This is a genomic window from Pseudomonas nitroreducens TX1, assembly GCF_000313755.1.
GTDB classification, from domain to species: Bacteria; Pseudomonadota; Gammaproteobacteria; order Pseudomonadales; family Pseudomonadaceae; genus Pseudomonas; species Pseudomonas nitroreducens_A.
The window spans coordinates 22,362-47,335 of sequence record NZ_AMZB01000115.1; the positions used below are offsets into that span (position 1 = coordinate 22,362).

Sequence of the window (24,974 nt, forward strand, 5' to 3'; positions counted from 1 at the left end):
TCCTTGTTTGATTGCCCGCCACCGCCTCAGCGCACCCGCTCGCGACTCTGCACGGCCAGCTCCAGGGCCTTCTGCATGTCCAGCCTGGCGGAGCGGCCAATATCCTTGTCGTCCAGCCGATAGTTGCGTTCCGACGGCAGGATGGGGGCGGTGAGGTCTTCGGCATCCATCGGTTCGAAGTCGTAGTTGTCGCCGATGCTCATGGCGCTGCGGCGCAGCAGCATGCGCAGTTGATCGGGTTGCAATTGCGGGTTGATCGACAGCATCGCGGCCAGCAGGCCGGCCACCATGGGAGTAGCGTAGGAGGTGCCGCAATGCACGTCGCCTTCCTGGCCCGGCGCGTGGGTGGAGGCGTGGGTACAGGCGGACGCGGTGATGTCCACTCGCATGTCGATGTTCGAGGAGCTGCGCTTGACGGCGAACGCCGGGTCGTCGACGGCCAGGCCAGCGCGTTCGCTGCGCTGGTGCCCGCCGACCACGATCAGTTGTTCGGTGATGAAGGAGGAGGGCAGCCGATACTCGTCCGTGCCGGAGAAGGACGAGCCGTTTCCCGCCGAGTTCACCACCACCACATCCGGGTGCTCCTTGCGCAGCCAGAGGAAGAACTCCTCCAGCAGTTCCTCGTAGCCGCCCATGGCTATCCCCGAGCGCAGCAGCGAATCGACCTCGTCGCCCTCGACGTTGCGGGCGCCGACGCGGTGGATGCCCCAGCTCCAGTTCAGGATGCGCACGCCATCCTCCACCAGGTTCACCGAGGCGGCGATGTTGGCGGTGATGCCGGCATCGGAGTTGCGCTCCACCATGATCTCGAAACCACCGCCGGCCTTTTCCAGTCCGCGCAGGAAACCGGTGTTGCCGCCGTCGTCCCAGCCTGCGGCGAGGATGCCGGTCACCGTGGTGCCGTGGTTGTCCGGCTTGTCCGCATCGCGGGCGTAGACACAGAGACGCGGCGTCGCGCACGGGCCCAGGAAGCTGGCGAAGTCGGCGCTGTCGAAATCCACGTCGCGCTCGATCAGGCCGATGCGGACGGGCTGCGGGCGGATCGGCGCCTGTTTCGCGGGGATGCGCCGCTGGTAGTAATTCACCGCGTCGAGGAAGCGGTTGGCCGCCCACTCATCGGAGTCCGGCGCGGGCTTGCCGGGCGACTGTCGAGGCGCCGCTTCCTCGGCCTTTTCCGCAGCGGACTCCTCGATCACCACGGCGTCCACGCTGGTTTCGCTGCCCAGGCGCAGAACCAGGGCGTCGCGCTGTATCAGGTCCCTGGCCGGCAAGCGCAGCTGGTAGAGGTTCAGCGGGGCGATGCTGCCGACCACTTCGGCCCCGTACTTGCGCGCCAGCCGCTGCGCTTCCTGCCGGCCATCATGGTTCTCCTCGATCAGCAGGCTGACCAGGTCCACGTAGGTCGTCAGGCCATCCATATTCGTCGCGACCTCGTCAGGCCCGGCCGCCACCACGTGGCTGTTGCGCAGGGTCAGCCAGGCGGCGTTGCTGGACCGCGAGCCGTCCCGTAGCCAAAGCGGACCGCTGCGCCGGCTCGCGCTGTCAATGCGAATGCGCAGGTCGCCGCCATCGCGCTGGATGGTTTCAGCGGGCAGCGCCTGGCCGTCGAGCATCACCTGCGGCGAGCCGGTACCCAGCCCGCGCACTTTCAGGCACCAGTCCTGGCGCTGGTCGTCCAGCAGGTTGCCGCAGCGCTTGAGCGCCTGCAGGCGCAGCGGCTCGCTTGCCCCGGCCAGAGGGGCGATAGACAGGGCAGACAGGAGAACGGCGAGCAATGCGGGGCGTGGCGGCATGGCCTGAGGTCCTTGGCGAGTTGTCCCGGTTTCGGACTGGCATCGGTGCGCTTTCGTTCAGCTGGAAATGATCTGCCGTGGGACCGCTGCGGTTGCCGTCCGGCCGTGATCCGCCTAGCGGCTGTGGTCGAGCCATGGCGACCTGCCGCGTCGTGCCGGCGAGCGTTCTGCCGCCGCCGGAAATGGCGCAGGGAGCCGATATTTCCCCGCGCCCTGCACTTGCAGGTAGTGCTGGGCGGCGGCTGCCCAGGCCTGGGCTTCTTCCTGTGTTGCGCATGACCAGAAAAACGTCCCCAGGAAGACCTTCCACGTGGGCGGATCTCCAGCCACACATTCGATTCGAATGTTCATGGCGATCCGTTGTGCGCTGGATGCCGCCGCCGACAGGGGGCGTCGAGACGGCGAGGAGTAGTTCCGAAGCTGCGAGAAAATTAGCGCGCTGAGCCAGGAGAGCAAGACCTGCGCCCGCCGCCCCGACAGGCGGCCTGACCCTGGCTGGGGCGCCGTTTCGCCTGCGGGCGCGGCGAACCGGGCGGGCCGGCGGGGAGAATTTCTGAACCTCGTGCGCCCAGCTCTCTCCACCGTGCAGAGGTCGCCGGGTGGCCTGTTGGCTGGCTCGGGCGACGAACCGCCATTTGTGCCTCCAGCAAGCGGGGCGATGCAACGAGGAGACGGGCCATGCCGGAATTCTTTCCCTTCAAAGACCGAACCGTGGTGATCACCGGCGCCTCCAGCGGCATTGGCCGGGCGGCCGCTCACGCATTCGCCCGCCATGGCGCGCGGGTGGTGCTGGCCGCGCGGGACGAGGCTGCCTGCCAGGAGGTCGCCAGCCAATGCCGTGAGGCCGGCGGGCAGGCCTGGGTGGTGCCGACGGACGTCACCCAGGGCGAGTCGGTCATGCAGCTGGCGGAGCAGGCTGTGCAACTGACCGGCGGGATCGACGTGTGGATCAACAATGCCGGCGTTGGCAGCGTCGGGACATTCGAGGAGACGCCGCTGGAAGTGCATGAGCAGGTGATCCAGACCGACCTGCTGGGCTACGTGCGCGGAGCCCGCGCCGTGATGCCGCATTTCAAGCAGCGCGGCAGGGGCGTGTTGATCAATACGCTGTCGGTGGGTAGCTGGGTCGCTCAGCCCTATGCAGCCGCCTACTCGGCGGCGAAATTCGGCCTCGTCGGCTTCACCGAGGCGCTGCGCGGGGAACTGGTGCAGTGGCCGCGCATCCATGTCTGCGATGTCTATCCGGCGGTCATCGATACCCCCGGATTTCGCGATGGCGCCAACTTCACCGGGCATGAACTGGCGCCGCCGCCGCCGCGCTACGATCCTGAGCAGGTAGCGGCTGCCATGGTCGACCTGGCGCTCAATCCGCAACCCAGCAGAACGGTGGGCGCAGCGGCGCACCTGCTGCGCCTGGCGAGGGTGTTCACGCCGGGCTTTTCGCGGCTCATGGGCTGGGGCACGGCACGCGCCATCGAGCGCATGCCGCGAAGCGCCAACTCCACGGGCAACCTGTTCGCCCCTCCGGGCGGACCGCGCCAGGTACACGGCGGATGGAAACGGCAGCAGGGCCACTCCCCGAGTCCCTTGTTGCTGGGGGTCGCAGTCGCGGCGGCGGTCGGTATCGTCTGGGCGCTGGGCCGGGACGAAGATCGACGCTAGCGAGCAATGGGTTCAGGCGGGGAGGCCTGTAATTCTGTACGAACTTATAGGGGTGTACAGATTGTCCGTAGAACGGCTTTTCCAATCAGAGCTGTAGCGCACCCCGTAACAAGAGGCGCAGGGGCTGCGCGCTGCTTGCCGGGCTGCTGCCCAGCGCAACCAGAGGAACGCCGGGTACGCCGGAGGCGATGTGCTCGGCCGCCTCGCCGACCAGTGCCAGTGGGCATTCGATCGCCATCTGCAAGCGCTCCAGGCGCTTGATCAGGTCGCCGGACAACGCCACGGGGTTGAGCAGCACCAGCGCTGCCGGCCGTGTGGCGTCGCAGATCAGCGCCAATTCTTCCAGCGGAGCTCCCGGTCCGATGGCCTGGACGCGCACATCCTCGCCGCCCAGCAGCAGGCCGGCAGCGAGCAGTTCGAATTCCTGAGTGCTGCCGGTGGCATCCGCGAGCAGCACACTGACGCATTCCGCGCGGCTCATCTGCAGGCGCAGGAGCACCCGGGCGCGCAGGAAGGCGTCGAGAAACACCCATTGGCTGCGAGCGCCGTAGGCATTGAGTGTCAGCAGGGAGCGCCACAGCGGCAGCAGGATGTCCTCCAGCAGCGTGGCGTTCGGAAAGATGCTGTAGGCCTGGCCATAGAGCCTGTCGAGCTCGGCCTGGTCGAAGGCCGCCGCGGCGCGGGCAAAGGCTTCGCGCCAATGCTCGCGCTCATCGTCGGGCTTGGCCGGTTCCTGGCGCTGGCGCTGGGCGAGCAGCTCGCCGATCTTCCCCACCGCCATGCCTCGGCTGGACCACAGCAGGATGTCCTGGATGGTCTGCAGGTCCCTGGGCGTGTACAGGCGGTGCCCGCCGTCGGTACGCAGCGGGCTGACCAGGCCGTAGCGGCGTTCCCACGCACGCAGGGTCACCGGATTGACGCCGGTGAGACGCACGACCTCGCGCATGGGCAGGAGGTCGCTGGGGTCGATATCCGAGAGATCGTTCATGGCGCAGCCTGGCGGCGAAGAAGCGTGGATTGTAAACCAGCAGCAGGGCTCGTGGCCGAGCTAGGCAGCACCCGGCTGCCCGACTACCCTAGGCGGATCGCAGCAAACCGGATGGAAAACCATGATCAACGCCAAGCTCCTGCAATTGATGGTCGAAGCCTCCAACGACGGCATCGTGGTGGCCGAGCAGGAGGGAGAGGACAGTATCCTGATCTACGCCAACGCTGCCTTCGAGCGCCTGACCGGGTACGCCGTGGACGACATTCTCTACCAGGATTGCCGCTTCCTCCAGGGCGCCGAGCGGGCGCAGGCCGGGCTTGCGGCGGTGCGCGAAGCGATCCGTACAGGGCAACCCTGCCGCCAGGTGCTGCGCAACTTCCGCAAGGACGGCACGCCGTTCTGGAACGAGCTGTCGATCACGCCGGTGCGTAACGAAGCGGACCAGCTCACCTATTTCATCGGCATCCAGCGAGACGTCAGCCGGGAAGTCGAGGCGCAGGAGCGCGTCCGTGAATTGCAGGACGAAGTGCAAGCGCTCAAGGAGCAGCTCGCCGCGCTGAATCCGGCTGAATGATCCGCCGTTAAAAATTGTACAAGATGACTTGATTTGTACAATTAATGCCGTAGGCTTCGCTTATACCTGTACAGAAAATAAAAAATGTACAGGATTTGCCGGAGCCCATCATGCCTTCGTTTCTGCAGTCCTTTGCCGAGCGTTTCGCCGCCCTCGACGCCGCCAGCCTCCACCGCCTGGACGAGTTGTACAGCCGGGGCGTGAGCTTTCAGGACCCGTTGCATCGGGTGGAAGGGCTCGGCGAATTGCGCCGTTACTTCGCGTCGCTTTACGCCAACGTGCAGGAGCTGCGCTACGACTTCCACGGATTCGACGAGGTCGCCCCCGGCCACGGCTACCTGCGCTGGACCCTGCATTACCGCCACCCACGCCTGGGCGGCGGCAGGCTGATCGCCCTGGAAGGCTGCAGTCATTTGCGCTGGGGCGAACGCGTTGAGTTTCATCGGGACTATTTCGATGCCGGCGCGCTGCTTTATGAGCACCTGCCGGTCATGGGCGGCGTCATCGGCTGGCTCAAGCGGAGGCTGGCATGAGCCGCATCTGGCTGACCGGCGCCAGCAGCGGCATTGGCGCGGCGCTGGCCGAGCGACTGCTCGCCGCCGGCCATAGCCTGGCGGTGACGGCCCGCCAGACGGCAGCGTTGCAGTCTCTGGCGGAGCGTTACGGTGAACGCGTGCTGCTGGTCCCCGGCGATGTCTCTGACGCCGGTCAGGTCGACCAGATCGCGCGATGCATCCGGCAGGCCTGGGGCGCGCTGGATCGTGTGGTGCTCTGCGCCGGAACCTGCGAGTACCTGGAGCCCGGCCAGTTCGATGCGGCCCTGGTGCAGCGAGTGATGAAGACCAACCTGTTCGGCGCTGCGCTGTGCATCCAGGCCTGCGTGCCGCTGCTTCGCCAGGGACTGCGCCCGCACCTGGTGGTCATTGGCAGCGCGGTGACCTGGCTGGCACTGCCCCGTGCCGGCGCCTATGGCGCATCCAAGGCGGCGCTGCGCTATCTGCTGGAATCCCTGCGCATCGATCTGGCGGCCGAGGCCATCGACACGACCCTGGTAAGCCCGGGTTTCGTCGACACTCCGCTGACCCGGCGCAATGATTTTCCCATGCCGATGCTGTGGCCGGTGGAGCGCGCCGCCGAGCATATCGTCCAGAGCCTGGAGGCTCGCCCGCTGGAGCTGGCCTTCCCGCGCCGCTTCGTCCTGCTGCTGCGGTTGCTGGGGCTGTTGCCCGCGCGTTGGCGCCTCAGCCTCGGACGCCGCCTCGCGCGCCGTCCGGCGGAGGCCTGAGCCATGCGCATCGCGATCATCGGCAGCGGTATTTCCGGCCTTACCTGTGCACACCTGCTGGCACGCCGGCACGAGCTGACCGTCTTCGAAGCGACAGACTGGATCGGCGGCCACACCCACACGGTCGACGTCGACTGGCAAGGCCAGCATTACGCCGTGGATACCGGTTTCATCGTTTTCAACGACTGGACCTACCCCCGCTTCATCCAGTTGCTGGAGCGGCTGGGCGTCGCTTCCCGGCCGACCCTGATGAGCTTCTCGGTGCATGATCCGGCCAGTGGCCTGGAGTACAACGGCCACGACCTCAATACCCTGTTCGCCCAGCGGCGCAACCTGCTTTCGCCCGGTTTCTGGGGCATGCTGCAGGACATCCTGCGCTTCAACCGCGAAGCGCTCGATGACCACGCCGAGCAGCGCATTCCGTTGTCGCTGACGCTGGGCGACTATCTGCGGGCCGGTGGCTACGGCGATCGCTTCATCGAGCATTACATCGTGCCCATGGGCTCTGCCATCTGGTCGATGTCGCGGGCGCGCATGCTGGATTTCCCGTTGCGGTTCTTCATCCGGTTCTTCGCCAACCATGGCCTGCTGTCGGTGAACAGAAGGCCGCAATGGCGGGTAGTGGAGGGCGGCTCGCGCAGTTACGTGGCGCCCTTGACGGCGGGCTATCGCGAGCGGATCCGGCTGAACTGCCCGGTGCAGTGCGTCCGACGCGATGTGCAGGGCGTCGAGGTGATCAGCGCCGCCGGAAGCGAGCGCTTCGACAAGGTGGTATTCGCCTGCCACAGCGACCAGGCGCTGGCCCTGCTGCAGGCGCCCTCCGCGGAGGAGCAGGCGGTGCTTGGCGCGCTGCGCTATGCCAGCAACGAGGTCATCCTGCATACCGACACCCGCCTGTTGCCGCGGCGTCGGGTGGCCTGGGCGAGCTGGAACTACCGCCTCGGCGGCCCGGAGCAGGCACCTGCCGCGCTCACCTATGACATGAACCTGCTCCAGGGGATCGAGGCGCCGGTGACCTTCTGCGTCAGCCTCAACCAGACCGAGCAGATCGATCCGGCCAAGGTGCTGGCGCGCTTCGAATATGCCCATCCGCAATTCAGCCTGGCCGGGATCGCCGCGCAGGCCCGGCGAGGTCTGTTGCAAGGACAGCAGCACAGCTACTTCTGCGGCGCTTATTGGGGCAACGGCTTCCACGAAGACGGCGTGGTCAGTGCACTGGAAGTCGCCGGTCACTTCGGGGAGCGCCTGTGAAGAGCAGCCTGTGTCGCGGCTGGGTGATGCACCGGCGCCTGCTGCCCCGCGTGCACGCCTTCCGCTATCCGGTGGGCATGGTCCTGCTGGATCTGGCCGAACAGCGCTCCCTGATGCGGCTCTCGCCACTGCTGCGGCCTGGGCGCCTCGCCCCGTTGAGCTGGCGGCAGAGCGACTACCTCTCCGCCTGGACGGGGCAGGGGATGCCGCTGGACGAAGCGGTGCGCTGCCTGCTGCGCGAAGCCTTGGGCGAGGCGCCCAGCGGCCCGATTCTGCTGCTCACCCAGTTGCGCAGCTGGGGCCTGTGGTTCAACCCGGTCAGCTTCTACTTCTGCCACGACCGTGACGGCCGGCTGGCGGCGATTCTGTGCGAAGTGCGCAATACGCCCTGGCGCGAGCGCTTCCACTACGTACTGCCGGTCACTCCCGGCGCGCCACAGGAGTTCGCGGTGGCCAAGGCCTTCCATGTCTCGCCGTTTCTGCCCAGGGAGATGGAATACCGCATGCGCTTTCTCATCGAGCCCACCCGTGTGCACGTGCACATGGAGAACTGGCGTGATGGCGAACCGGTGTTCCTGGCCAACCTCGATCTGCGCCGCGAGAGCCTGGACGCCGGATCGCTGCGCCGGCACCTGCTGGCGTTTCCCTGGATGAGCCTGCGCACCGTTGCGGCCATCTACTGGCAGGCGCTGCGCCTGCTGTTCAAGCGCGTCCCCCTGCACGACCACCAGGCCAGCGAGCATCACCTGGGGGTCGGCCATTGCGCCGTCGAGGAGCCCGATCATGTCCGAACCCACCCTGAGCGCCGATAAGGCCGGCGCCGCCGCGCCGCTGACCGGCAACCTGTTCCGCCACGCGGTCACTGCGCGCTTGCGTCAGCTGCGCCATGGCTGGCTGCAGGTGCGCCGCGGCGAAAGCCTGCTGGATTTCGGCGATCCGCTCAGCCCCCTGCGTGCGGTGATCGACATCCACGACGACGCGGTCTGGGGCATGGTCGCCTGCAATGGCTCGATAGGCGCGGGGGAGGCGTATATACAGGGCTACTGGAGCAGCCCGGAGCTGGCGGCCGTGACCCGCCTGTTCGTTGCCAATCTGGAAGTGCTCGATGCCATGGAGGGCGGCCTGGCACTGCTCGCCAAGCCGGCGCTTCGCTTGTTGCACTGGCTCAATCGCAACAGCCGCAGCGGCTCCCAGCGCAACATCCGCGCCCATTACGATCTGGGCAACGACCTGTTCGAACGCCTGCTCGACCCGACGATGATGTATTCCTCGGCCCTGTTCGAACACCCCGCGCAGAGCCTGGAGCAGGCGCAGCTGAACAAGCTGGAGAGCATCTGCCGCAAGCTGGACCTGCAGCCGCAGGACCACTTGCTGGAGATCGGCACCGGCTGGGGCAGCCTCGCGCTCTATGCCGCCACCCATTACGGTTGCCGCGTGACCACCACCACTCTGTCGAAGGAGCAGTACGCCTGCACCCAGTACCGCATCCGCGAGTTCGGCCTGCAGGACCGCGTGACCCTGCTGTTGGAGGATTACCGGGAGTTGCGCGGTCGCTACGACAAGCTGGTATCCGTCGAAATGATCGAGGCGGTCGGCCATCGCTACCTGCCAGACTACTTCCGCCGCTGCGCCGCCCTGCTCAAGGAAGACGGATTGATGCTGCTGCAGGCCATCACTATCCGTGACCAGCGCTACGAGCAGGCGCGGCGCTCGGTGGACTTCATCCAGCGCTATATCTTCCCTGGCGGCGCGCTGCCCTCGATCACCACGCTTGTGCAGACTGCCACGGCGCACACCGCGCTCAACCTGGTGCATCTTGAGGATTTCGCCGGGGACTACGCCCGCACCCTGCGGCATTGGCGAGACAACCTGCGCCATTCGCGCGCCGAGTTGCTGGAGTTGGGCTACGACGAAAGCTTCCAGCGCCTGTGGGAGTTCTACCTGTGCTATTGCCAGGGTGGCTTCGAGGAGCGCGCCATCGGCGTGGCGCACCTGCTGTGGGCCGGGCCGGCGGCGCGTAGGGCGAGCCTGGTGGAGCCGCTGGAAGCCTGATGGACCGGCGCCTGCCGCTGCTGGTCAACGCGATCTGGCTGCAACTGGGCTGGTGGGGCTGTGTGCTCGCGGCGCATCGCCCGGTCCTGCTCGGCGCGGTGGCTGTCGGGTTGATGGTGCACCTGTGGGTGTGTCGGCAAAGGAAGGAGGAGGGCCTCGCCATTCTCCGGGTCGGCCTGGCCGGTTGCCTGCTGGATGCTGCTCTGGGCTGGCTCGGCCTGTTCGAATTTCACGGAGCGCTTTTACCCGGCTGGCTCGCCTTGCTGTGGCTGGTCTTTGCCAGCGGGCTCCGGCACAGTCTTGCCTGGGCCGAGCGTCCGGCCTGGCGCGGAGTATTCGTGGGGGCCGTAGCCGGCCCGCTGGCTTATTGCGCCGGTGCGCCGCTGGCGGGAGTCGGGCTGCCGTTGGGCATGGGCGTCTCGGCACTGCTTTTGGCCGTGATATGGGCGGCATGGCTACCGCTGATGCTGCGTCTGGCGCTTGGCCGGTGAGCGCCGACAGCGCTCCGAGCAGTAGCGCACCTCTTCCCAGCAGCGCGCCCAGCGCCGCCGCCAGGCGAAGGGGCGGCCGCAGGCCACGCAGATTTTTTCCGGCAACTGGGCTTTTTTCATAACGCTTGCCCGGCATCCAGGCGCGCCAGCAATGCTTCGCCGCGCTGCCAGAGGGCGAGACTGCGCGCCTCGTCCATGCCCTGCAGATTGCGATAGGCCAGGGCCAGCCTTGGATTGGCGCCAAGCCGCTCGCGGTGCCGCATGAGGAAATGCCAGTACAGCGCGTTGAAGGGGCAGGCATCGTCCCCGGTCGCCTTGTCCACCCGGTAGCGGCAGGAGCCGCAGTGGTCGGACATCCGCTGGATATAGCGTCCGCTCGCGCAATAGGGCTTGGAGCCCAGGTAGCCGCCGTCGGCATGCATCACCATCCCCAGCGTATTGGGCAGTTCGACCCAGTCGAAGGCATCCAGGTAGACGGCCAGGTACCAGTCGCAAATGGCCGCAGGGGCGATGCCCGCCAGCAGAGCGAAGTTGCCCGTGACCATCAGCCGCTGGATGTGGTGCGCATAACCCAGTTCCAGCGTCTGGCCGATGGCCTGGGCCATGCAGCGCATGTCGGTCTTGCCTGTCCAGTAGAACTCCGGCAGCGGCCGGCGGTTACCCAGCACGTTGAGCTGCGCATAGTCGGGCATGCGCAGCCAGTAGATGCCGCGCACGTATTCCCGCCAGCCGATCAACTGGCGAATGAAGCCTTCGGCGGCATTCAGCGGGGCGCGCCCCTGGCGATAGGCCTGCTCCACATCGCTGGCGAGTTGGCGCACGTCGAGCAGGCCGATGTTCAGCGCAGCGCTGATGCGGGCGTGGAAGAGAAAGGGCTCGCCCTCGGCCATGGCGTCCTGGTAATCGCCGAACGCGGGCAGGGAGAACTCCAGGAAGTGCTGCCAGAGTTCCTGTGCCTGGGCGTGGGTCACCGGGTAGTCGAAGCCCTCCAGGTGCCCGTAATGACCGCTGAAACGCGCACCGACCAGTTGCATGACGTCGCCGGTGATCCGGTCTTTCGCGAAGCGCGCCGCAAAGGGGCCGCGCAATCCGCGGGGCAGGGGCTTGCGATTATCCCCATCGAGGTTCCAGGCGCCGCCGACGGGTTGGCCATCGGGTTCCATGAGCAACCCGGTACGCCGGCGCATATCGCGATAGAAGTGCTCCATGCGCAACTGCCGGCGCGCGCCTGCCCAGCGCGCGAACGCGTCGCGGCTGCAGAGGAAGCGGCGGTCCTCGTGCCAGATCAACGGTACCCAGCCGTTTCGCAGGGCCTGCTCCAGGCGCCACTCGCCGCATTCGGTGAAATGCACCTGCGGCTCGCCCAGGGCGGCATGCCAGCGTTCGACTTCGCCGCGGATGCTGCCGCTGTTGTCGGGATCGTCCAGCGTTACGTAGATTACCTGCCAGCCCCGTTCCCGCAGCGCCTGGGCGAAGTGGCGCATAGCGCTGAAGATCAGCACGATCTTCTGCGGGTGATGCGGCACGTAGCGGGCTTCCTGATCCACCTCGGCCATCAGGATCGCGTCCTGCGCCGGGTCCAGCGCGTCGAACAGCGACAGGTCGAAGCTCAGCTGGTCCCCCAGCAGCAGGCCCAGCCGACGGGGCTTGCGCGTCATTCGCGGGGCTCCAGCGATAGCGCTACGCGCAGCGGCTGGACCGCAGTTGGATGCGCAGAACAGATCTCGTCATGGGCGCAATGCTGCACCAGTTCGCAGGGGAGCGACGCCCAATCGCGCAGCGCCTCGCGTACCTGGGTGGTGGAGCGCAGGTGCAGCACCTGGCCGTCTTCGTCGCGAATGGGGCGCAAGCCCTCGGCCAGGCGCGCTTGCAGGACATAGAAACCGCCTTCCAGCGAGATGGCCTCGAAACCTTGGACGCGCCCGGCCGCTATGGCCTGCGCCAGTTCCTGCATGGTCATCGTTGACTCCTGTCCGGCGCGGCCGGAGAAAGTAGCGGGCGGCTGCCTCAGCCCCTGCCGGGATCGGCGCCGGCCCCGCGGCGGAAGAACAGGGTCACCTGGCCCAGCTCGACGCCGAACTTGCGCATGCTCGAGCGGTTGATCAGGGTGTCCTCGTCCATCAGGTACATCCAGTCGTCGAAGCTCACCTTCCAGGTGCTGTCATCGACGACCAGGTTCAGCTCGTAGCGCCAGCGCAGCGCATTGCCGGCGATCTCGCCCACGGCTTCGCCGACAACATCGGCGGCGCGCCCCCGCCAGCGGCCGACGCCGTCCGGCGTCAGGGTCCAGACGCGCTGCTGGCGAGTGCCGTCGCTGTAGCGAAAGCGCTCGTCGAGGATCAGCCGTTCGCCTTCACGGCGGCTGCTGATGTCCACCACGAAGCGCTTGACCACCTCGCCGGACGGTTTCTGGAAGATGCCCCAGGCTGTTACCGGCCCGGCGAAGAACGCCGGCAGGTCGAGGGTGGGGCGCTCGTTGGCGTAGTGCTCGACGCCGACGTTGCCGCAACTGCCCAGCAGCAGACAAAGGGCGACTTGAAACAGGCGCAGGGTCAGCTTCATGGTGGGTCTCCGTTCAAGCCCAGCAGGTCGCGGCGCAGCTCGGGATTGCGCGTGCGCGGGTCCAGCCAGATGGAAAAGAACGCCCGGGCGAAGCGGATATCGGCCACCGTATGGCGCAGCTTGCCGTCGACGTAGAAGCGGCAGCCCTCATCGGGCAGGAAGACGCCGGTGATCCGTTGCCCGGCCTGCACGTCGACGAAGGCCTGGCGCATCTCGACGGCCCAGCTCGCCAACTGCGTTTCGTCGGCAGCCCCCAGGCGGCGCATTTCCTCGAGGCTGGCCTGCACCAGGGTGTCCCGCGATAGTTCGCGACGGTAAACCAGCTCAAGCGCAAAAGCATGGGACCAGCCCGGCGAGGCTTCAGCACTCCACAGATGCGCCTCGTACACCACGAAGCCGAACCAGCTGAACTGGCCCTGGCCAATCTGCATGGCCCTGGGGACTTCGCTGCGCCAGTCCGCGCAGGCCGTCGGCGTCCACAGGCCGTAGAGCAGGGCGATACTCAGGGAGAGCAGGGTGGTGGTCGCGCGCATGAAAGCCAGCTCCAGGTTCCTGCACTAATGGTTATACAAAAAATTATAGTTGTACAGATATTGGATGAATGGCAATGACGGTTTCTCAGTGGATTCGCTTTGCGGAAAGCGGGTGTTTCTGGGGGATAGCCACCGATGGCGCTTGAAGAGAGGCGGGTAGGAGAATCGAGGGTGCGTACAAGTGCTGCGTTAATTGTGTGCATATTGGTGTGTTTGTATAGATAATGCCTCCACCCAGAGCATTCCGCCGATGACGGAGTGATGTCTTTCGCCTGCCGATGACGAAACCATGCCTGACGCCCCTTCCTTGACTCGAAACCAACGCCTGCTGCGCAGCGCCGCCATCGGCGGCGTCTTGTGCGGCGCCATCGGCCTGTTTGCCTGGAGCGCGGGCTGGCTGGGCGCTCATCCGCTCACCAGCGCACAGTTGATCGACCGCATGGAGACCAATGCCGGGGTCCATCCGGGGTATCGCCGCGCCCATCCACGCGGCATCTGCTTCAGCGGTTACCTGGAGGTGAACGGCACGCTGGCTCCTCTCTCCCGTGCGGCACTGCTGGGAGTGGGCCGGGTGCCGGTGCTGGGGCGTTTGTCGGTCGGTGCGGGCAATCCGCACGCCGGGGATACCAGCGTGCCGGTGCGCAGCATGGCGCTGCTGCTGCGTCAGCCCGACGGGCAGCAATGGCGCATGGCGATGAACAACCCCCCCGTGCTGGCGGTGCGCACGCCGGAGGATTTCTACGAGCAGATGGGGGCGATGCGGCCAGACCCGGCGACCGGCAAAAGCGATCCGCAGCGCGTCAAGGCATTCTTCGATGCGCATCCCGAAAGCGCCGGGTTCCGTGCCTGGGCGGCGTCCTACCGGCCCAGCGACAGCTTCGCCAGTACCGCCTACAACAGTATCAATGCCTTCGTTCTGGTCGATGGCAAAGGACAGCGCCAGGCGGTTCGCTGGTCGATGGTGCCGCAATTGGCCGCCACGCCCCTGGCCGCCGCCGGCGTGGCCGACGATGCGCTGCAGCAGGACCTGCTGCAGCGCCTGCAAGCGGCGCCGCTGCGCTGGACCTGGCGCTTCACCCTGGCGGGTGCCGGCGATCCGGTGGACGACCCGACCCATGCCTGGCCCGCCGAGCGCAGGCAGGTGGACGCCGGCATCCTGGTGGTGGAGCAGGCACGCGCGCAGTTGGGCGGCGATTGCTACGGCTTCAACTTCGATCCGCTGGTCCTGCCTGACGGCGTCGAACCCAGCGGGGATGCCATCCTGCGCGCCCGCTCATCGGCCTATGCGCAGTCCTATCGTCGGCGGACCCTCGAAGGGCAGCCGTCCAGCCAGCACCTGGGAGCACAACCGTGAGCGCGCCTGTCGAGTCCTTCCATCCGTTGCTTCGCCTGCTGCATGGCCTGATGGCTGTCCTGGTGATCGCCATGCTCTTCATCGGTGTCGCCATGGTCGCCAGCGTCGACGGCAGCCAGCCGCAACTGGTTGCCTGGCATAAGCAGCTGGGGCTGGCGTTGCTGGTTCTTCTGTTGGCCCGCCTGCTGGTCCGTGCTCTGACGGCGCGCCCGGCGCTGCCGGCCTCGGTAACGCCCTGGCAACGGCGCATGGCGGGAGCTGTGCATTTCGCGCTGTATGGCCTGCTGTTGGGACAGATCCTGCTCGGGTGGGCCATGCAGGGCGCCGCGGACTATCCGTTGCGACTTGCGTCGTGGCGCATCCCGGCGCTGGTCGACGCCGATCCGGACCTCTACGGCGTCCTGCGCTGCGCACACGGCTGGATGGCCTATGGTCTCTTCGCCCTGATCCTGGTGCATGCTGCGGCGGCGCTGGTCCATGGCCTGCTTCGCCGTGACGGTGTCTGGTCGAGCATGTGGCGCTTTCGCCAAGGCGAGGAAGAGCCTGGGAATCCCGGGCGCTGAGCGGCAACGCGGGCGGCGCTCACCCAGCACAGGACGTTGTCTGCGCCGCGCCGGGCGTCAGTTTCCGGCTTGCCGCGCAATCCATTCTGCCAAGGCTTCGCTGATCGGCTGGGCGTTCGCATCCAGCACCATCAGGTGACGCCGGACGGCTTGCGCGGTTTCCGGTGATCCGCTTGCCTCCGCCCAGGCGGCGAGCTCTCGAATGGCGGCGCTGGTGGCATTGATGTTCTGGTTGATGCGGCAGACCAGCGAAGGGAGGGAATGGGTATTCATCATGACCTCCGGCAACGGGGACGTCAGAGCACTCAAAAGCAAGAAAGGCCGTATCGATCGATACGGCCTCGGGCCTTGCGACTGCTGCTCTCCAAGCCACACGGCAGAAAAAATTTAGCAAAAACGATTCTGGAATCAAGCCCTGCCAGGCGCTTTCCCTGGGCGAGCCTGGGTTCCGGGCTCTGCCCCATCGGGCGCGTCCCTTCGCCGGGCTTCAACCGGCCTGGAGCCGGTTGCGGCCCATTCTCTTGGCGGCATAGAGTGCGGCATCGGCGCTGTCGAGCAAGGACTGCCAACCGTCCAGTGCCGCACCCGAGGCACTGGCGATGCCGATGCTCAGGGTCACCCTTGCGAACGGGCTGGAGCGGTGGGGAATGGCTTTCTCCTCCAGGTGGTCGAGCATCCTCTGCGCAACCACTGCCGCCCCGGCTTGATCGGTGAGCGGCAGCACTACGGCCATCTCCTCACCGCCATACCGCGCTACCAGGTCGGTTGGGCGGCGTACGCAGTCTGCGAGAAGCTTGCCGACCTCCTGCAGGCAGGCATCGCCCGCGGGGTGGCCGTAGGTGTCGTTGAACAGCTTGAAGTGATCGATATCGACCATCAGCAGCGCGAGCGGGGTTTTTTCGCGCTGCGCCCTGCGCACCTCAACCTCCAGTGTTTCGTTGAAGCAGCGACGGTTGGCCAGCCCCGTCAGCGGATCGTTCAAGGCCAGGTGCGCGAGCTTCTGGTTGCTGTCGAGCAACTGCTGCTGGGCGATGCGCAACTCGCTTTCCACGGCCACGCGACGGCGGATGTCGCGGATCAGCATCCAGCCGACGAAACTGGTGAGCATCAGCAGGCCGGACACCACCAGCAGCGACAGCAGCGCTTCGAAACGCCAGGCGCCCATCGCCTCGTTCCGGCCCAGCGCGACCGTCGTCACCAGCGGCAGCTTGTCGCTCTTGCGGAAGGCATAGAGACGCTCCACGCCATCCAGGCTGGAGGTGAACGAGGCGGTGCCGACCGAGCGATCCACCAGGTACTTGGCGTAGATCGGCGACTTCGAGAAATTGCGCCCCATGTCCTGCTCGCGGAAGGGGTAGCGCACCAGCAGCGAGCCGTCGGTGTAGGACAGGCCGATGGCGCCTTCGCGGCCGATGTCGAGCTGGCCGAAGAGGCGCAGGAAGTTCTCGATGCCCAGGGTCACCGCGACGACACCGGCGAACTCGCCGTTCGGATCATTGAAGCGGCGGCTGACGGTGATCACCCATTCCTGGGTCGAGCGGCTGCGAATCGGCAGGCCAATGAACGGCTCGCGGGAGGGATCGTTGCGGTGGTGGATGAAAAAGGCCCGGTCACTGCTGTTCGCGCCGGCGGGAGTCGGTCGGTTCGACGCCATCAGCCAGCGGCCGTCGCGGTCGTAGACCGTCACGCCGCTCAACTGAGGCATCAGCGACTGCTGGCGGCCGACGAGTTGTCGCAGTCTTTGGATCTGCACCGGCCCGCTGCCCTCGGTTTCCAGTCGCTCGACCAGGCCCAGCAGGATCAGCGAGCTTTGCCGGACTATGCCTTCGGAATAGGTCGACAGCGCCTGGGTCAGGTTGAGGCTATGGACATTGATGTCCTCCAGCACCTGCTTGCGGGAGGCCATCACTTTCCAGAGCGTCAGCGAGGCCAGCGAGCTGCCGATGATCAGCAGCAACAGAAACACGAGCTGGATGTCACGCTTCACGACGGTGACCGGGGCGGTCCCGCTTTTCCCTGGGGCAGACAATCGCAAGATATTTCCTTATCAGCAGCGTTCCGGTGATGTGCCTGTCTCGGCCAGTTTCCAGGGAGCCATGCGCTTCATGCCATTCAACCAACGTCCTGGCCTTGAGCGCCATCAAGCGAACCCCTGGGCCTGCGCAGAGGAGCGAGCGGAGCGGCAATTATCTCGCAAAAGCGGCGGAAGCATCGCACTGGACAGCGGCGTTACAGGCTAGCGAAGCGTGCACGGGGCGAGGGGATCGGCTCATTGGAGGGAAGCACGGCGCGGCCTGTGGCGGCTGTCCTGCATTCGTGGCGGGAGCCACGGGGCCCGATCACAGTGTCTTCTGCATCGATTGATCAGCGGCGTGCATCAATGCATGCAAACATAGCACTTATCGTTTCAAAGTGTGTCCAGCAGAATCGGGCCGTCGCAAGCGCCAACAAGCCCAAATAAGATCGCTGGAGAAATGACCTATGCATGCCTTCCCACAACCGGGCTCGCCGTCCGCACGCTCAAAGGCGGGCGCCGTGTTTCGAGTGACCTCGGGTAACTTCCTCGAGCAGTTCGATTTCTTTCTCTTCGGCTTCTACGCCACCCAGATAGCTGCCGTTTTCTTCCCGTCTTCCAGCGAGTTCGCCTCGCTCATGATGACTTTTGCGGTGTTCGGCGCGGGGTTCCTGATGCGTCCGCTCGGCGCGGTGATCCTCGGTGCGTACATCGACGATGCGGGGCGCAAGAAAGGCCTGATCGTCACGCTGTCGATCATGGCCAGCGGCACGCTGTTGATCGTCCTGGTGCCGGGTTACGCCAGCATCGGGCTCTGGGCGCCGTTGCTGGTGCTGGTCGGGCGGCTGCTGCAGGGCTTTTCCGCTGGCGCCGAGCTTGGCGGCGTCTCGGTCTACCTGGCGGAAATGGCGACGCCGGGGCGCAAGGGCTTCTACACCAGCTGGCAGTCGGCGAGCCAGCAGGCGGCCATCGTGGTGGCCGCGGCACTGGGCTACGCGCTGAACCAGTTCATGGCGCCGGCCGTGGTGGCCGACTGGGGGTGGCGGATTCCCTTTGCGGTGGGTTGCGTGATCGTCCCCTTCATCTTCGTGCTCCGCCGCAGTCTCGAGGAAACCGAGGAGTTCACCCGGCGCGCCCAGCGTCCGACGATGAAACAGGTGTTCGCCACGCTGGGGCGGAACTGGAACGTCGTCGTGGCTGGCATGCTGATGGTGGCCATGACCACCACCGCGTTCTACCTGATCACCGTGTACGCACCGACCTTCGGCAAGACCGTCCTCAACCTCAGCGCCACGGATGCCTTGCTCGTCACCCTGCTCGTCGGCGTCTCGAACTTCGTCTGGCTGCCCATCGGCGGTCATCTGAGCGATCGTTACGGGCGCAAGCCCATGCTCATCGCCATGACGCTCCTGGCTGTCTTCACGGCTTATCCGGCACTGTCCTTCCTGGCCGCTTCACCCAGCTTCGGACACATGCTGCAGGTCCTGCTCTGGCTGTCCTTCCTCTATGGCCTCTACAACGGAGCGATGATCCCGGCACTCACCGAGATCATGCCGGTCGAGGTTCGGGTCGCGGGTTTCTCGTTGGCCTACAGCCTGGCGACGGCGGTGTTCGGCGGCTTCACGCCGGCGATCTGTACCTGGCTCATCCACCTGAGCGGCGACAAGGGCGCACCGGGATACTGGATGACCTTCGCCGCGCTTTGTGCGCTCTGCGCGACCCTGCTGCTGTATCGCGACAGTTCCGCGCGCGTTGCGCAGCCAGCCTGACTGAGAGAATCCCTGATGAAGAGATTGGCGAAACACCTTGCCGCGCTCGCCATCGGCCTCTGCGCGCTCAATAGCGCCGCATCGGCCGAGGAACTGGATGTCATGACCTCCGGCGGATTCACCGCGGCCTTCAAACAGTTGAGCGCGACCTTCGCCGAGCGTAGCGGCGACACGATCCATACGGTGCTTGGCCCGTCCATGGGGCAGGCCCGCGAGGCCATACCCAAGCGGCTCGCGCGGGGCGAGAACGCCGATGTGGTGATCATGGTGGGCTATGCGCTGGATGAGCTGATCCGCCAGGGCAGGGTCGACCCGGCTTCCAGGGTCGAACTGGCGGATTCGCGCATCGGCATGGTGGTGAGGCAGGGGGCTGCCAAGCCGGACATCGGCTCCGAAGACGCGTTCAGAAAGACCCTGCTCGATGCCAGGTCGCTTGCCTACTCCGACAGCGCCAGCGGGATGTACATCCAGAACGAGCTGTTCCGCAAACTGGGTGTGCAGCAGTCGGTAGCCTCGAAGGCCCGTATGATCGAGCGGATACCGGTGGCTTCGGTGGTGGCCTCGGGGCAATACGAGATCGGCTTCCAGCAGGTGGCCGAACTGCTGCCCGTCTCCGGGGTGACGTTCGTCGGCAGGATTCCGGAAAGCCTGCAGTCCATCACCCGTTACTCCGCCGGCATTGTGCGCAACGCCAGGCATCCGGAGCAGGCCAGGGCGCTGCTGGCCTACCTGTCCTCGCCGGCTGCGCAGCCGGTGATCCAGTCGAGCGGGCTGGACTCAATCCCCCGCTGACTGCACCGGCATGTCCCTGACCAGCCGCTCCAACTCCAGTGCCGCGGGCGTCAGCGCGCGTCCGCGGCACTTGATCAGGCCGACGTTGCGCACCACCTGCGGCTCCTCCAACGGCACGGCGGTGAGCAGCGGGTGATGCGTCCGCGGCATGGCGATCGACGGCACCGCCGCAACGCCCAGTCCGGCCTCGACCAGGCCGATGGCCGTGGTCACATGCCGCGTTTCGCAGATGCTTTGCCGGGTTGGGTGCAGGCGCTTCAGGGCCTGGCTCAGGATCAGGCGATTACCCGACGTCTTGTCCAGCGAGATGTAGTCGTGCTCGTACATCTGGCTCCAGGTCACCGAAGGCCGGTTGGCCAAGGGGTGGTCGCGCCGGCAGGCCATCACATAGCGCTCTTCGAGCAGCAGCTCGAAGGTCAGCCCCGGGTCCAGGTGAGCGCTGAAACTGACGCCGAAGTCGGCTTCGCCGCTGGCCACCGCCGCGTTGACGTCATTGGCGCTGGAGTCCAGCACCATGATCTTGATGCGTGGGTAGAGGCGATGGAATTCGCTCACCACCTGGGGCATGAAGTAATAGGCCGCCGAGGGCACGCAGGCGATGGTGACGCGCTCGGTCCTGCTCGAAGCGACCTCGGCGATGCTCATCAAGGCACTGTCCAGGTGATCGAGCACCCGCTCGACTTCCGGCAGGAAGGCGCGACCGACCGGGGTGAGGCTCACCTTGCGGGTCGTGCGCTCGAACAGCCGCACGTTCAACGCCGATTCGAGTTTCTCGATGCGCCGGCTGAGCGCGGGCTGGGTAATCTTCACAGCCTCGGCCGCCTTGCGGAAGCTGCCTTTCTCGACGACGGCACGGAAGGCTTGAAGGTCGTCCAGGTCGAAATTGATGCTCATCGAAATGCCGCGCTATTGATAAATGTACGGCATCAATAGCATGCCGGGACAAACCAGGGAAAGCCGTCACCCAACCCACCTTCCCATACGGCGATACCCGCATTGCGAAACCGCTGTAACGGCGCGCCGGCGGCCTCCCAGCGGCCGGCGCGGCCAGATCAGGCGCCGAGTACGCGGCAGGCCTGTTCGGGAATGGTCACCGACACGGCCTGGCCCACGCGCAGGCCCATGTCATGGCAGGGCATGCTGAGGGCGGTCAGCGAGACGCCGGAACACTCGACAGTGGTCTCGATGGTCGCGCCTATGTCGCGGATGAAGGTCACGGTTCCATCCAGGCGATTGGCCGAGGCTACCGGCTCCGTCGACAGTTGCAGGTCCTCCGGGCGCACCAGCATGCGCACGCTGGACCCAGGCTGGATGCTGGGGCAATGCGCCGCGTTCAGTGCCCCGCCGCCAGGCAGCCCGACCACTCCGTTGCCCAGCGCGGTCGCGGTGAAGATATTGCCCGAGCCGATGAAGTCGGCGACGAAGGCGTTGGCCGGATTGCGGTAGATCTCGATCGGCGTGCCGACCTGCTGGATGCGATGTTCACCCAGCACCACCACGACGTCGGCCATGGTCATGGCTTCGCGCTGGTCGTGGGTGACCATGATGGTGGTGATGTTCAGGCGCTGCTGCAGCTGGCGAATCTCCACCTGCATCGACTCGCGCAGCTTGGCGTCGAGTGCCGACAGCGGCTCGTCGAGCAGCAGCAGCTTGGGGTGCGAGGCGATGGCGCGGGCGATCGCCACGCGCTGGCGCTGGCCGCCGGACAGCTTGGCCACCGGCCGGTCGATCATCTGCTGCAGCTGGATCAGCTGCAGCAGCTCGACGACGCGCGCCTGCTGCTCGGCCTTGGCGACACCGCGCAGCTTCAGCGGATAGGCGATGTTCTCGCCGACGGTCATGTGCGGGAACAGCGCCAGCGACTGGAACACCATGCCGAAGTTGCGCTGGTGCGCCGGGATGCGGCTGATGTCCTCGCCGTCCAGGAGTATCTCGCCGCCGCTGAGGCTTTCCAGGCCGGCGATCATGCGAAGCAGCGTGGTCTTGCCGCAGCCGGAGGGGCCAAGGAAGCAGACCAGCTTGCCCTGCGGCAGGTGCAGGTTCACGTCCTTCACGGCGCAGGCGGTGCCGTAGTGCTTCTCGACGTTTTGCAGTTTCAATCCATTCATTTCTTCACCTCGAATCAGAACGACACGCCACTTTCGCCAACCAGCTTCTCCAGCGCCCAGATGAGGACGAAGTCGATCAGCACGATCAGCACGGCGAACGAGAACACGGTGGGGTCGAGCGAGGACACGGTGCGGCTGTACATCCAGATCGGCACGGTCATCACGTCGATGTTGTAGAGGAAGTAGGTCACGGTGAATTCGTTGAACGAGACGATGAAGGCCAGCAGCATCCCGGCGAGGATGCCCGAGCGCATCAGCGGCACGACCACGTCGACGATGGCGCGCAGCGGCGCGGCGCCGAGCATCTGCGCGGCTTCCTCGACCTCGCTGCCGATGGCGACCATGGCCGCCGTGCAGTTTTTCACCACGAAGGGCAGGGCGAGGATCACGTGGGCGATGACCAGGCGCGAGGTATCCAGGTGCAGCGGCAGGCTGTCGAACACCAGCAGCAGGGCCAGGCCGAGCACGACCATGGGGAACACCAGCGGCAGCGACATCAGTTGCAGGGCGACGGCCTTGCCGCGGAACTCGCAACGGGTCAGCGCGTAGGCGGCGGGGACCGCGACCAGGGTGGCGAGGACCATGGTCAGACAGGACACCAGCAGGCTGGTAGTCAGCGCCTTGCCCAGGCTGAGCACGTCGCTGGCATCGGGCGAGACGAAGGTGTGCCAGGCCGCCTGATACCACTGCAGGCTGTAGCTGCTGGGCGGGAAGTCGAGGTTCGCCGCGCCGCTGAAGGACATCACGATCATGGTCAGGATCGGCAGCACGGCGAGCAGCAGGATGATGCCGGAGAGCACCAGGGCGAAGCGGCCGGTGTCGCCCGGCAGGGTGGGTTGGCGAGGGGACAGGTTGCTCATTGCGAGGCCTCCAGGATGCGTCGGCGACGGCCGGTGACGACTTCCGACAGGGTCATGATGGCCAGGGTGGTGACGATCAGCACCACGCCGGCGGCGGAGGCGGCCGGCCAGTTCATCAGCGGGGCGATCTGGTCATGCACCATCACCGCGAGCATCGGCACGCGGCGGCCGCCCAGCAGCAGCGGGACCACGAAGCTGCTGGCGTTGTAGGCGAACACCAGGGTGGCGCCGGTGAGAATGCCGGGCAGGCTCATGGGCAGCACCACCTGGCGGAACACCTGGAAGCGACTCGCGCCGAGGGTCGCTGCCGCTTCCTCGTAGCTGCGCGAGATGCCGCGCATGGCGCTGGCAATCGGCAGCACGGCGAGCGGGAATGCGGTCTGCACCAGCCCCATCAGTACGCCGTTCTGGTTGTACAGCAGCATCACCGGGCGCTTGATCAGGCCCAGGGCCAGCAAGGCTTTGTTGAGCATGCCTGCCGGGCCGAGGATCACCAGCCAGCCGTAGCTCTGCAGCAGCAGGTTGACCAGCAGCGGCAGCAGCACGGCGGCGAGGAAGATCCGCCGCAGCAGGGGCGATTGCAGGCGCGACATGCTGTAGCCGACCGGGATGGCCAGCAGCACGGCGATCAACGCACTGAAGAAGGCCAGGCGCAGCGTCAGCAACAGCGATTTGAGGTAGTAGGGCTGCAGCAGCTGGGCATAGCTGGCCAGGCTGAAGCCGCTCCACTCGGCGCCTTTCTCGCCGACGCTCATGCGTACCACCAGCAGGCTGGCGGCGATGAGCACGATGAGGAAACACAGGGACGGCGTGAGGAAAAGCCAGGCACGCGCCGTCGGTGAAATCGCCCGGGCCGGGCGCAGGGGCGCCACGCCGACCGGGCGGGTCGGATTGCTCGATTGCATATCGCGTCTCTCGTCAGAACGGAGGATGTCCGCATCGCGCGCAGGTGGTTCCGGCCACTTGCGCACGAATGTTCATGGTCGCCGTGGCGACCATGGCTGCATCAGGAAGAGAAGATTTCCGTGTAGCGGCGGATCCACTGGTCGTGGACGGTGGAGAGGAAGGCGTTGTCGTGCATGATCGCCTTCTCTGCGATCTGCTCCGGGGTGAGGATGTACGGGCTTTTGCGCGCTTCGGCGGAGATGATCGCCTTGGCGTTGACCGGGCCGTTGAAGATGTCCTCGGCCATCTTGCCCTGCACGTGGGGGTCGAGGGAGTGGTCGATGAAGGCGTGGGCCAGGTCGGTGTCGCCCGGACGGTTCTTGGGCAGCACCGACAGCATCAGGTCGGTGTAGAAGCCTTCCTTCATGCCGAAGGTGGCGCCCAGGCCGTAGTTGGGGTCGCGGATCTGCTTGGGAAAGAACGCCGGCGCGTAGAGGCCGCCGATATCCAGCGAGCCGGTGCGGAACAGCTCGGCGATCTGGTTGGGGTTCTCGCCCAGGGTCATCACCCGGTCCTTGAGCTCTTCGAGCTTCTTGAAGCCGGGCTCGATATTGTGTTCGTCACCGCCGGCCAGCTTGGCGGCGATGATGATCAGGTCCATGGCCTCGGTCCAGTTCGGCGGCGGCAGGAACAGGCGCCCGGCGTAGTTCTCATCCCACAGGGCCGCGTAGCTGTCGGGCACGTCCTTCACCGTGCGCGTGCTGTACACCAGGCTGTTGCACCACAGCAGGTAGCCGATGCCGTGGCCGTCGGCGCCGGTCTGGTACTTCGCCGGTACGTCCTTGAGGTTGGGGAGGCGGTTGAGGTCGGGTTTCTCCAGCAGCCCGGCGCTGGCCAGGCCCTCGGCGCCGACGCCGGCCAGGGTGATGACGTCGTACTGCGGGCGGTCGCCGCCGGCCTTGAGCTTGGCGACCATCTCCGAGGTGCTGCCGGTACGGTCGGCGATCACCTTGGCGCCAGTCTTGGCCTCGAAGGTCGCGGCGATATTGCGCAGCGCCGCAAGGCCAGTGTCGTCGGACCAGGTGAGCAGGCGCAGGGTCTTGCCCTGGAAGCGGTTGTCGCTGGCGCTGGCCCGGATGAAGGGCATGGACAGGGCAGCCGCGGCCACCGAGGCAGCGCCTACCGTTTTGATGAATTGTCTTCTGCTGAAATCACGCTCGCCCATCTGGGACTCCTTTGCTCTTATCGCTTTTGTTTAGGAAGGTCACGGGTGTGCTGCGGGAGGTCAGGGCTGTCGACCCTCCGCCTGCCGGATACGCCTGGCGGCCCCGGAATCCGGAGGGCGCAGGCTGTTCGGCGGGGTCATCCTGCGACCTCGGCGGAGTGCCAACAATCGAAAAAATGTCATCGAAGCCATGTCTTGCATGCATGGCTGGCG

The 24,974-nt window shown here is 66.1% G+C and carries 26 protein-coding genes; 12 read left to right on the forward strand and 14 right to left on the reverse strand.

Translation table 11 applies throughout. The features are described 5' to 3' along the window. Nucleotides 1-26: 26 nt before the first annotated feature. The gene (locus C167_RS0115475; protein WP_017519188.1) at nt 27-1,793 is read right to left on the reverse strand and encodes a S8/S53 family peptidase; all 1,767 of its coding nucleotides are present in this window, start codon (nt 1,791-1,793) and stop codon (nt 27-29) included. A 678-nt stretch (nt 1,794-2,471) separates the two neighbouring features. Here C167_RS0115475 and C167_RS0115480 point away from each other — a divergent pair. Next, on the forward strand, nt 2,472-3,455 hold the full coding sequence (locus C167_RS0115480) for an SDR family oxidoreductase (RefSeq protein WP_017519189.1): 984 nt from the start codon (nt 2,472-2,474) through the stop codon (nt 3,453-3,455). A gap of 85 nt (nt 3,456-3,540) precedes the next feature. Here C167_RS0115480 and C167_RS0115485 read toward each other — a convergent pair whose 3' ends face one another. Further along, the gene (locus C167_RS0115485; protein ID WP_017519190.1) at nt 3,541-4,443 is read right to left on the reverse strand and encodes a MerR family transcriptional regulator; all 903 of its coding nucleotides are present in this window, start codon (nt 4,441-4,443) and stop codon (nt 3,541-3,543) included. A gap of 121 nt (nt 4,444-4,564) precedes the next feature. Between C167_RS0115485 and C167_RS0115490 the strand changes: the two genes are divergently transcribed. The 7 genes from C167_RS0115490 (at nt 4,565) to C167_RS0115520 (ending at nt 10,096) form a co-directional block, all read left to right on the forward strand. Next, nucleotides 4,565-5,017 (forward strand): PAS domain-containing protein, encoded by a 453-nt coding sequence (locus C167_RS0115490; protein WP_017519191.1) that lies wholly within the window; start codon nt 4,565-4,567, stop codon nt 5,015-5,017. A gap of 110 nt (nt 5,018-5,127) precedes the next feature. Continuing rightward, entirely contained in the window at nt 5,128-5,550 is a 423-nt protein-coding gene (locus C167_RS0115495; protein WP_017519192.1) for a nuclear transport factor 2 family protein, read from the forward strand. Continuing rightward, complete coding sequence (locus tag C167_RS0115500) at nt 5,547-6,302, forward strand: SDR family NAD(P)-dependent oxidoreductase (protein WP_017519193.1); 756 nt, start codon at nt 5,547-5,549, stop codon at nt 6,300-6,302. Before C167_RS0115495 ends, C167_RS0115500 begins: the two co-directional genes overlap by 4 nt. 3 nt (nt 6,303-6,305) lie before the next feature. Next, complete coding sequence (locus C167_RS0115505) at nt 6,306-7,553, forward strand: NAD(P)/FAD-dependent oxidoreductase (RefSeq protein WP_017519194.1); 1,248 nt, start codon at nt 6,306-6,308, stop codon at nt 7,551-7,553. Further along, the gene (locus C167_RS0115510) at nt 7,550-8,365 is read left to right on the forward strand and encodes a DUF1365 domain-containing protein (protein WP_017519195.1); all 816 of its coding nucleotides are present in this window, start codon (nt 7,550-7,552) and stop codon (nt 8,363-8,365) included. The genes C167_RS0115505 and C167_RS0115510 overlap by 4 nt, the downstream gene beginning before the upstream one ends. Then, nucleotides 8,337-9,605: an SAM-dependent methyltransferase gene (locus C167_RS0115515; protein WP_017519196.1), complete on the forward strand. Its 1,269-nt coding sequence runs from the start codon at nt 8,337-8,339 to the stop codon at nt 9,603-9,605. Before C167_RS0115510 ends, C167_RS0115515 begins: the two co-directional genes overlap by 29 nt. After that, nucleotides 9,605-10,096, forward strand: coding sequence for a DUF2878 domain-containing protein (locus C167_RS0115520; protein ID WP_017519197.1), 492 nt, complete (start codon nt 9,605-9,607; stop codon nt 10,094-10,096). The genes C167_RS0115515 and C167_RS0115520 overlap by 1 nt, the downstream gene beginning before the upstream one ends. Here C167_RS0115520 and C167_RS35305 read toward each other — a convergent pair. The 5 genes from C167_RS35305 to C167_RS0115540 are packed head-to-tail and all read right to left on the reverse strand — an operon-like array spanning nt 10,061 to nt 13,191. After that, on the reverse strand, nt 10,061-10,216 hold the full coding sequence (locus C167_RS35305; RefSeq protein ID WP_081596681.1) for a DUF2256 domain-containing protein: 156 nt from the start codon (nt 10,214-10,216) through the stop codon (nt 10,061-10,063). The genes C167_RS0115520 and C167_RS35305 overlap by 36 nt on opposite strands. Continuing rightward, the gene (locus tag C167_RS0115525) at nt 10,213-11,754 is read right to left on the reverse strand and encodes a cryptochrome/photolyase family protein (RefSeq protein WP_017519198.1); all 1,542 of its coding nucleotides are present in this window, start codon (nt 11,752-11,754) and stop codon (nt 10,213-10,215) included. Before C167_RS0115525 ends, C167_RS35305 begins: the two co-directional genes overlap by 4 nt. Further along, a complete protein-coding gene (locus C167_RS0115530; RefSeq protein WP_017519199.1) occupies nt 11,751-12,056 on the reverse strand; it encodes a DUF6482 family protein in 306 nt (101 codons plus the stop codon). Before C167_RS0115530 ends, C167_RS0115525 begins: the two co-directional genes overlap by 4 nt. 47 nt (nt 12,057-12,103) lie before the next feature. Next, nucleotides 12,104-12,658 carry a DUF3833 family protein gene (locus tag C167_RS0115535; RefSeq protein ID WP_017519200.1) on the reverse strand — a complete coding sequence of 185 codons (555 nt, stop codon included), beginning with the start codon at nt 12,656-12,658 and terminating at the stop codon, nt 12,104-12,106. Beyond that, nucleotides 12,655-13,191: a chalcone isomerase family protein gene (locus tag C167_RS0115540; protein ID WP_017519201.1), complete on the reverse strand. Its 537-nt coding sequence runs from the start codon at nt 13,189-13,191 to the stop codon at nt 12,655-12,657. The genes C167_RS0115535 and C167_RS0115540 overlap by 4 nt, the downstream gene beginning before the upstream one ends. A 289-nt stretch (nt 13,192-13,480) precedes the next feature. Between C167_RS0115540 and C167_RS0115545 the strand changes: the two genes are divergently transcribed. Together C167_RS0115545 and C167_RS0115550 are read left to right on the forward strand one after the other, a co-directional pair. Next, nucleotides 13,481-14,545 carry a catalase gene (locus tag C167_RS0115545; RefSeq protein ID WP_017519202.1) on the forward strand — a complete coding sequence of 355 codons (1,065 nt, stop codon included), beginning with the start codon at nt 13,481-13,483 and terminating at the stop codon, nt 14,543-14,545. Continuing rightward, the gene (locus tag C167_RS0115550; protein WP_017519203.1) at nt 14,542-15,108 is read left to right on the forward strand and encodes a cytochrome b; all 567 of its coding nucleotides are present in this window, start codon (nt 14,542-14,544) and stop codon (nt 15,106-15,108) included. Before C167_RS0115545 ends, C167_RS0115550 begins: the two co-directional genes overlap by 4 nt. A gap of 57 nt (nt 15,109-15,165) precedes the next feature. On the opposite strand, the gene C167_RS0115555 is transcribed toward C167_RS0115550, so the two are convergent. Both C167_RS0115555 and C167_RS0115560 read right to left on the reverse strand, forming a co-directional pair. Next, nucleotides 15,166-15,381 carry a hypothetical protein gene (locus C167_RS0115555; RefSeq protein WP_017519204.1) on the reverse strand — a complete coding sequence of 72 codons (216 nt, stop codon included), beginning with the start codon at nt 15,379-15,381 and terminating at the stop codon, nt 15,166-15,168. A gap of 214 nt (nt 15,382-15,595) precedes the next feature. Continuing rightward, nucleotides 15,596-17,095, reverse strand: a complete 1,500-nt coding sequence (locus C167_RS0115560; protein WP_017519205.1) for a sensor domain-containing diguanylate cyclase — start codon at nt 17,093-17,095, stop codon at nt 15,596-15,598. A 494-nt stretch (nt 17,096-17,589) separates the two neighbouring features. On the opposite strand from C167_RS0115560, the gene C167_RS0115565 reads away from it, so the two are divergent. Together C167_RS0115565 and C167_RS0115570 are read left to right on the forward strand one after the other, a co-directional pair. After that, on the forward strand, nt 17,590-18,891 hold the full coding sequence (locus C167_RS0115565) for an MFS transporter (protein ID WP_017519206.1): 1,302 nt from the start codon (nt 17,590-17,592) through the stop codon (nt 18,889-18,891). Between the two features lie 15 nt (nt 18,892-18,906). Then, nucleotides 18,907-19,683, forward strand: a complete 777-nt coding sequence (locus C167_RS0115570) for a substrate-binding domain-containing protein (protein WP_017519207.1) — start codon at nt 18,907-18,909, stop codon at nt 19,681-19,683. On the opposite strand, the gene C167_RS0115575 is transcribed toward C167_RS0115570, so the two are convergent. The 5 genes from C167_RS0115575 to C167_RS0115595 form a co-directional block, all read right to left on the reverse strand. Then, nucleotides 19,669-20,577, reverse strand: a complete 909-nt coding sequence (locus tag C167_RS0115575) for a LysR family transcriptional regulator (RefSeq protein ID WP_017519208.1) — start codon at nt 20,575-20,577, stop codon at nt 19,669-19,671. The genes C167_RS0115570 and C167_RS0115575 overlap by 15 nt on opposite strands. A 158-nt stretch (nt 20,578-20,735) precedes the next feature. Then, entirely contained in the window at nt 20,736-21,791 is a 1,056-nt protein-coding gene (locus C167_RS0115580) for an ABC transporter ATP-binding protein (protein ID WP_026079087.1), read from the reverse strand. 14 nt (nt 21,792-21,805) lie between these two features. After that, on the reverse strand, nt 21,806-22,651 hold the full coding sequence (locus C167_RS0115585) for an ABC transporter permease (protein ID WP_017519210.1): 846 nt from the start codon (nt 22,649-22,651) through the stop codon (nt 21,806-21,808). Continuing rightward, the gene (locus tag C167_RS0115590; protein ID WP_017519211.1) at nt 22,648-23,556 is read right to left on the reverse strand and encodes an ABC transporter permease; all 909 of its coding nucleotides are present in this window, start codon (nt 23,554-23,556) and stop codon (nt 22,648-22,650) included. The genes C167_RS0115585 and C167_RS0115590 overlap by 4 nt, the downstream gene beginning before the upstream one ends. Nucleotides 23,557-23,657: 101 nt before the next feature. Continuing rightward, a complete protein-coding gene (locus C167_RS0115595; RefSeq protein WP_017519212.1) occupies nt 23,658-24,761 on the reverse strand; it encodes an ABC transporter substrate-binding protein in 1,104 nt (367 codons plus the stop codon). Nucleotides 24,762-24,974: the final 213 nt, after the last annotated feature.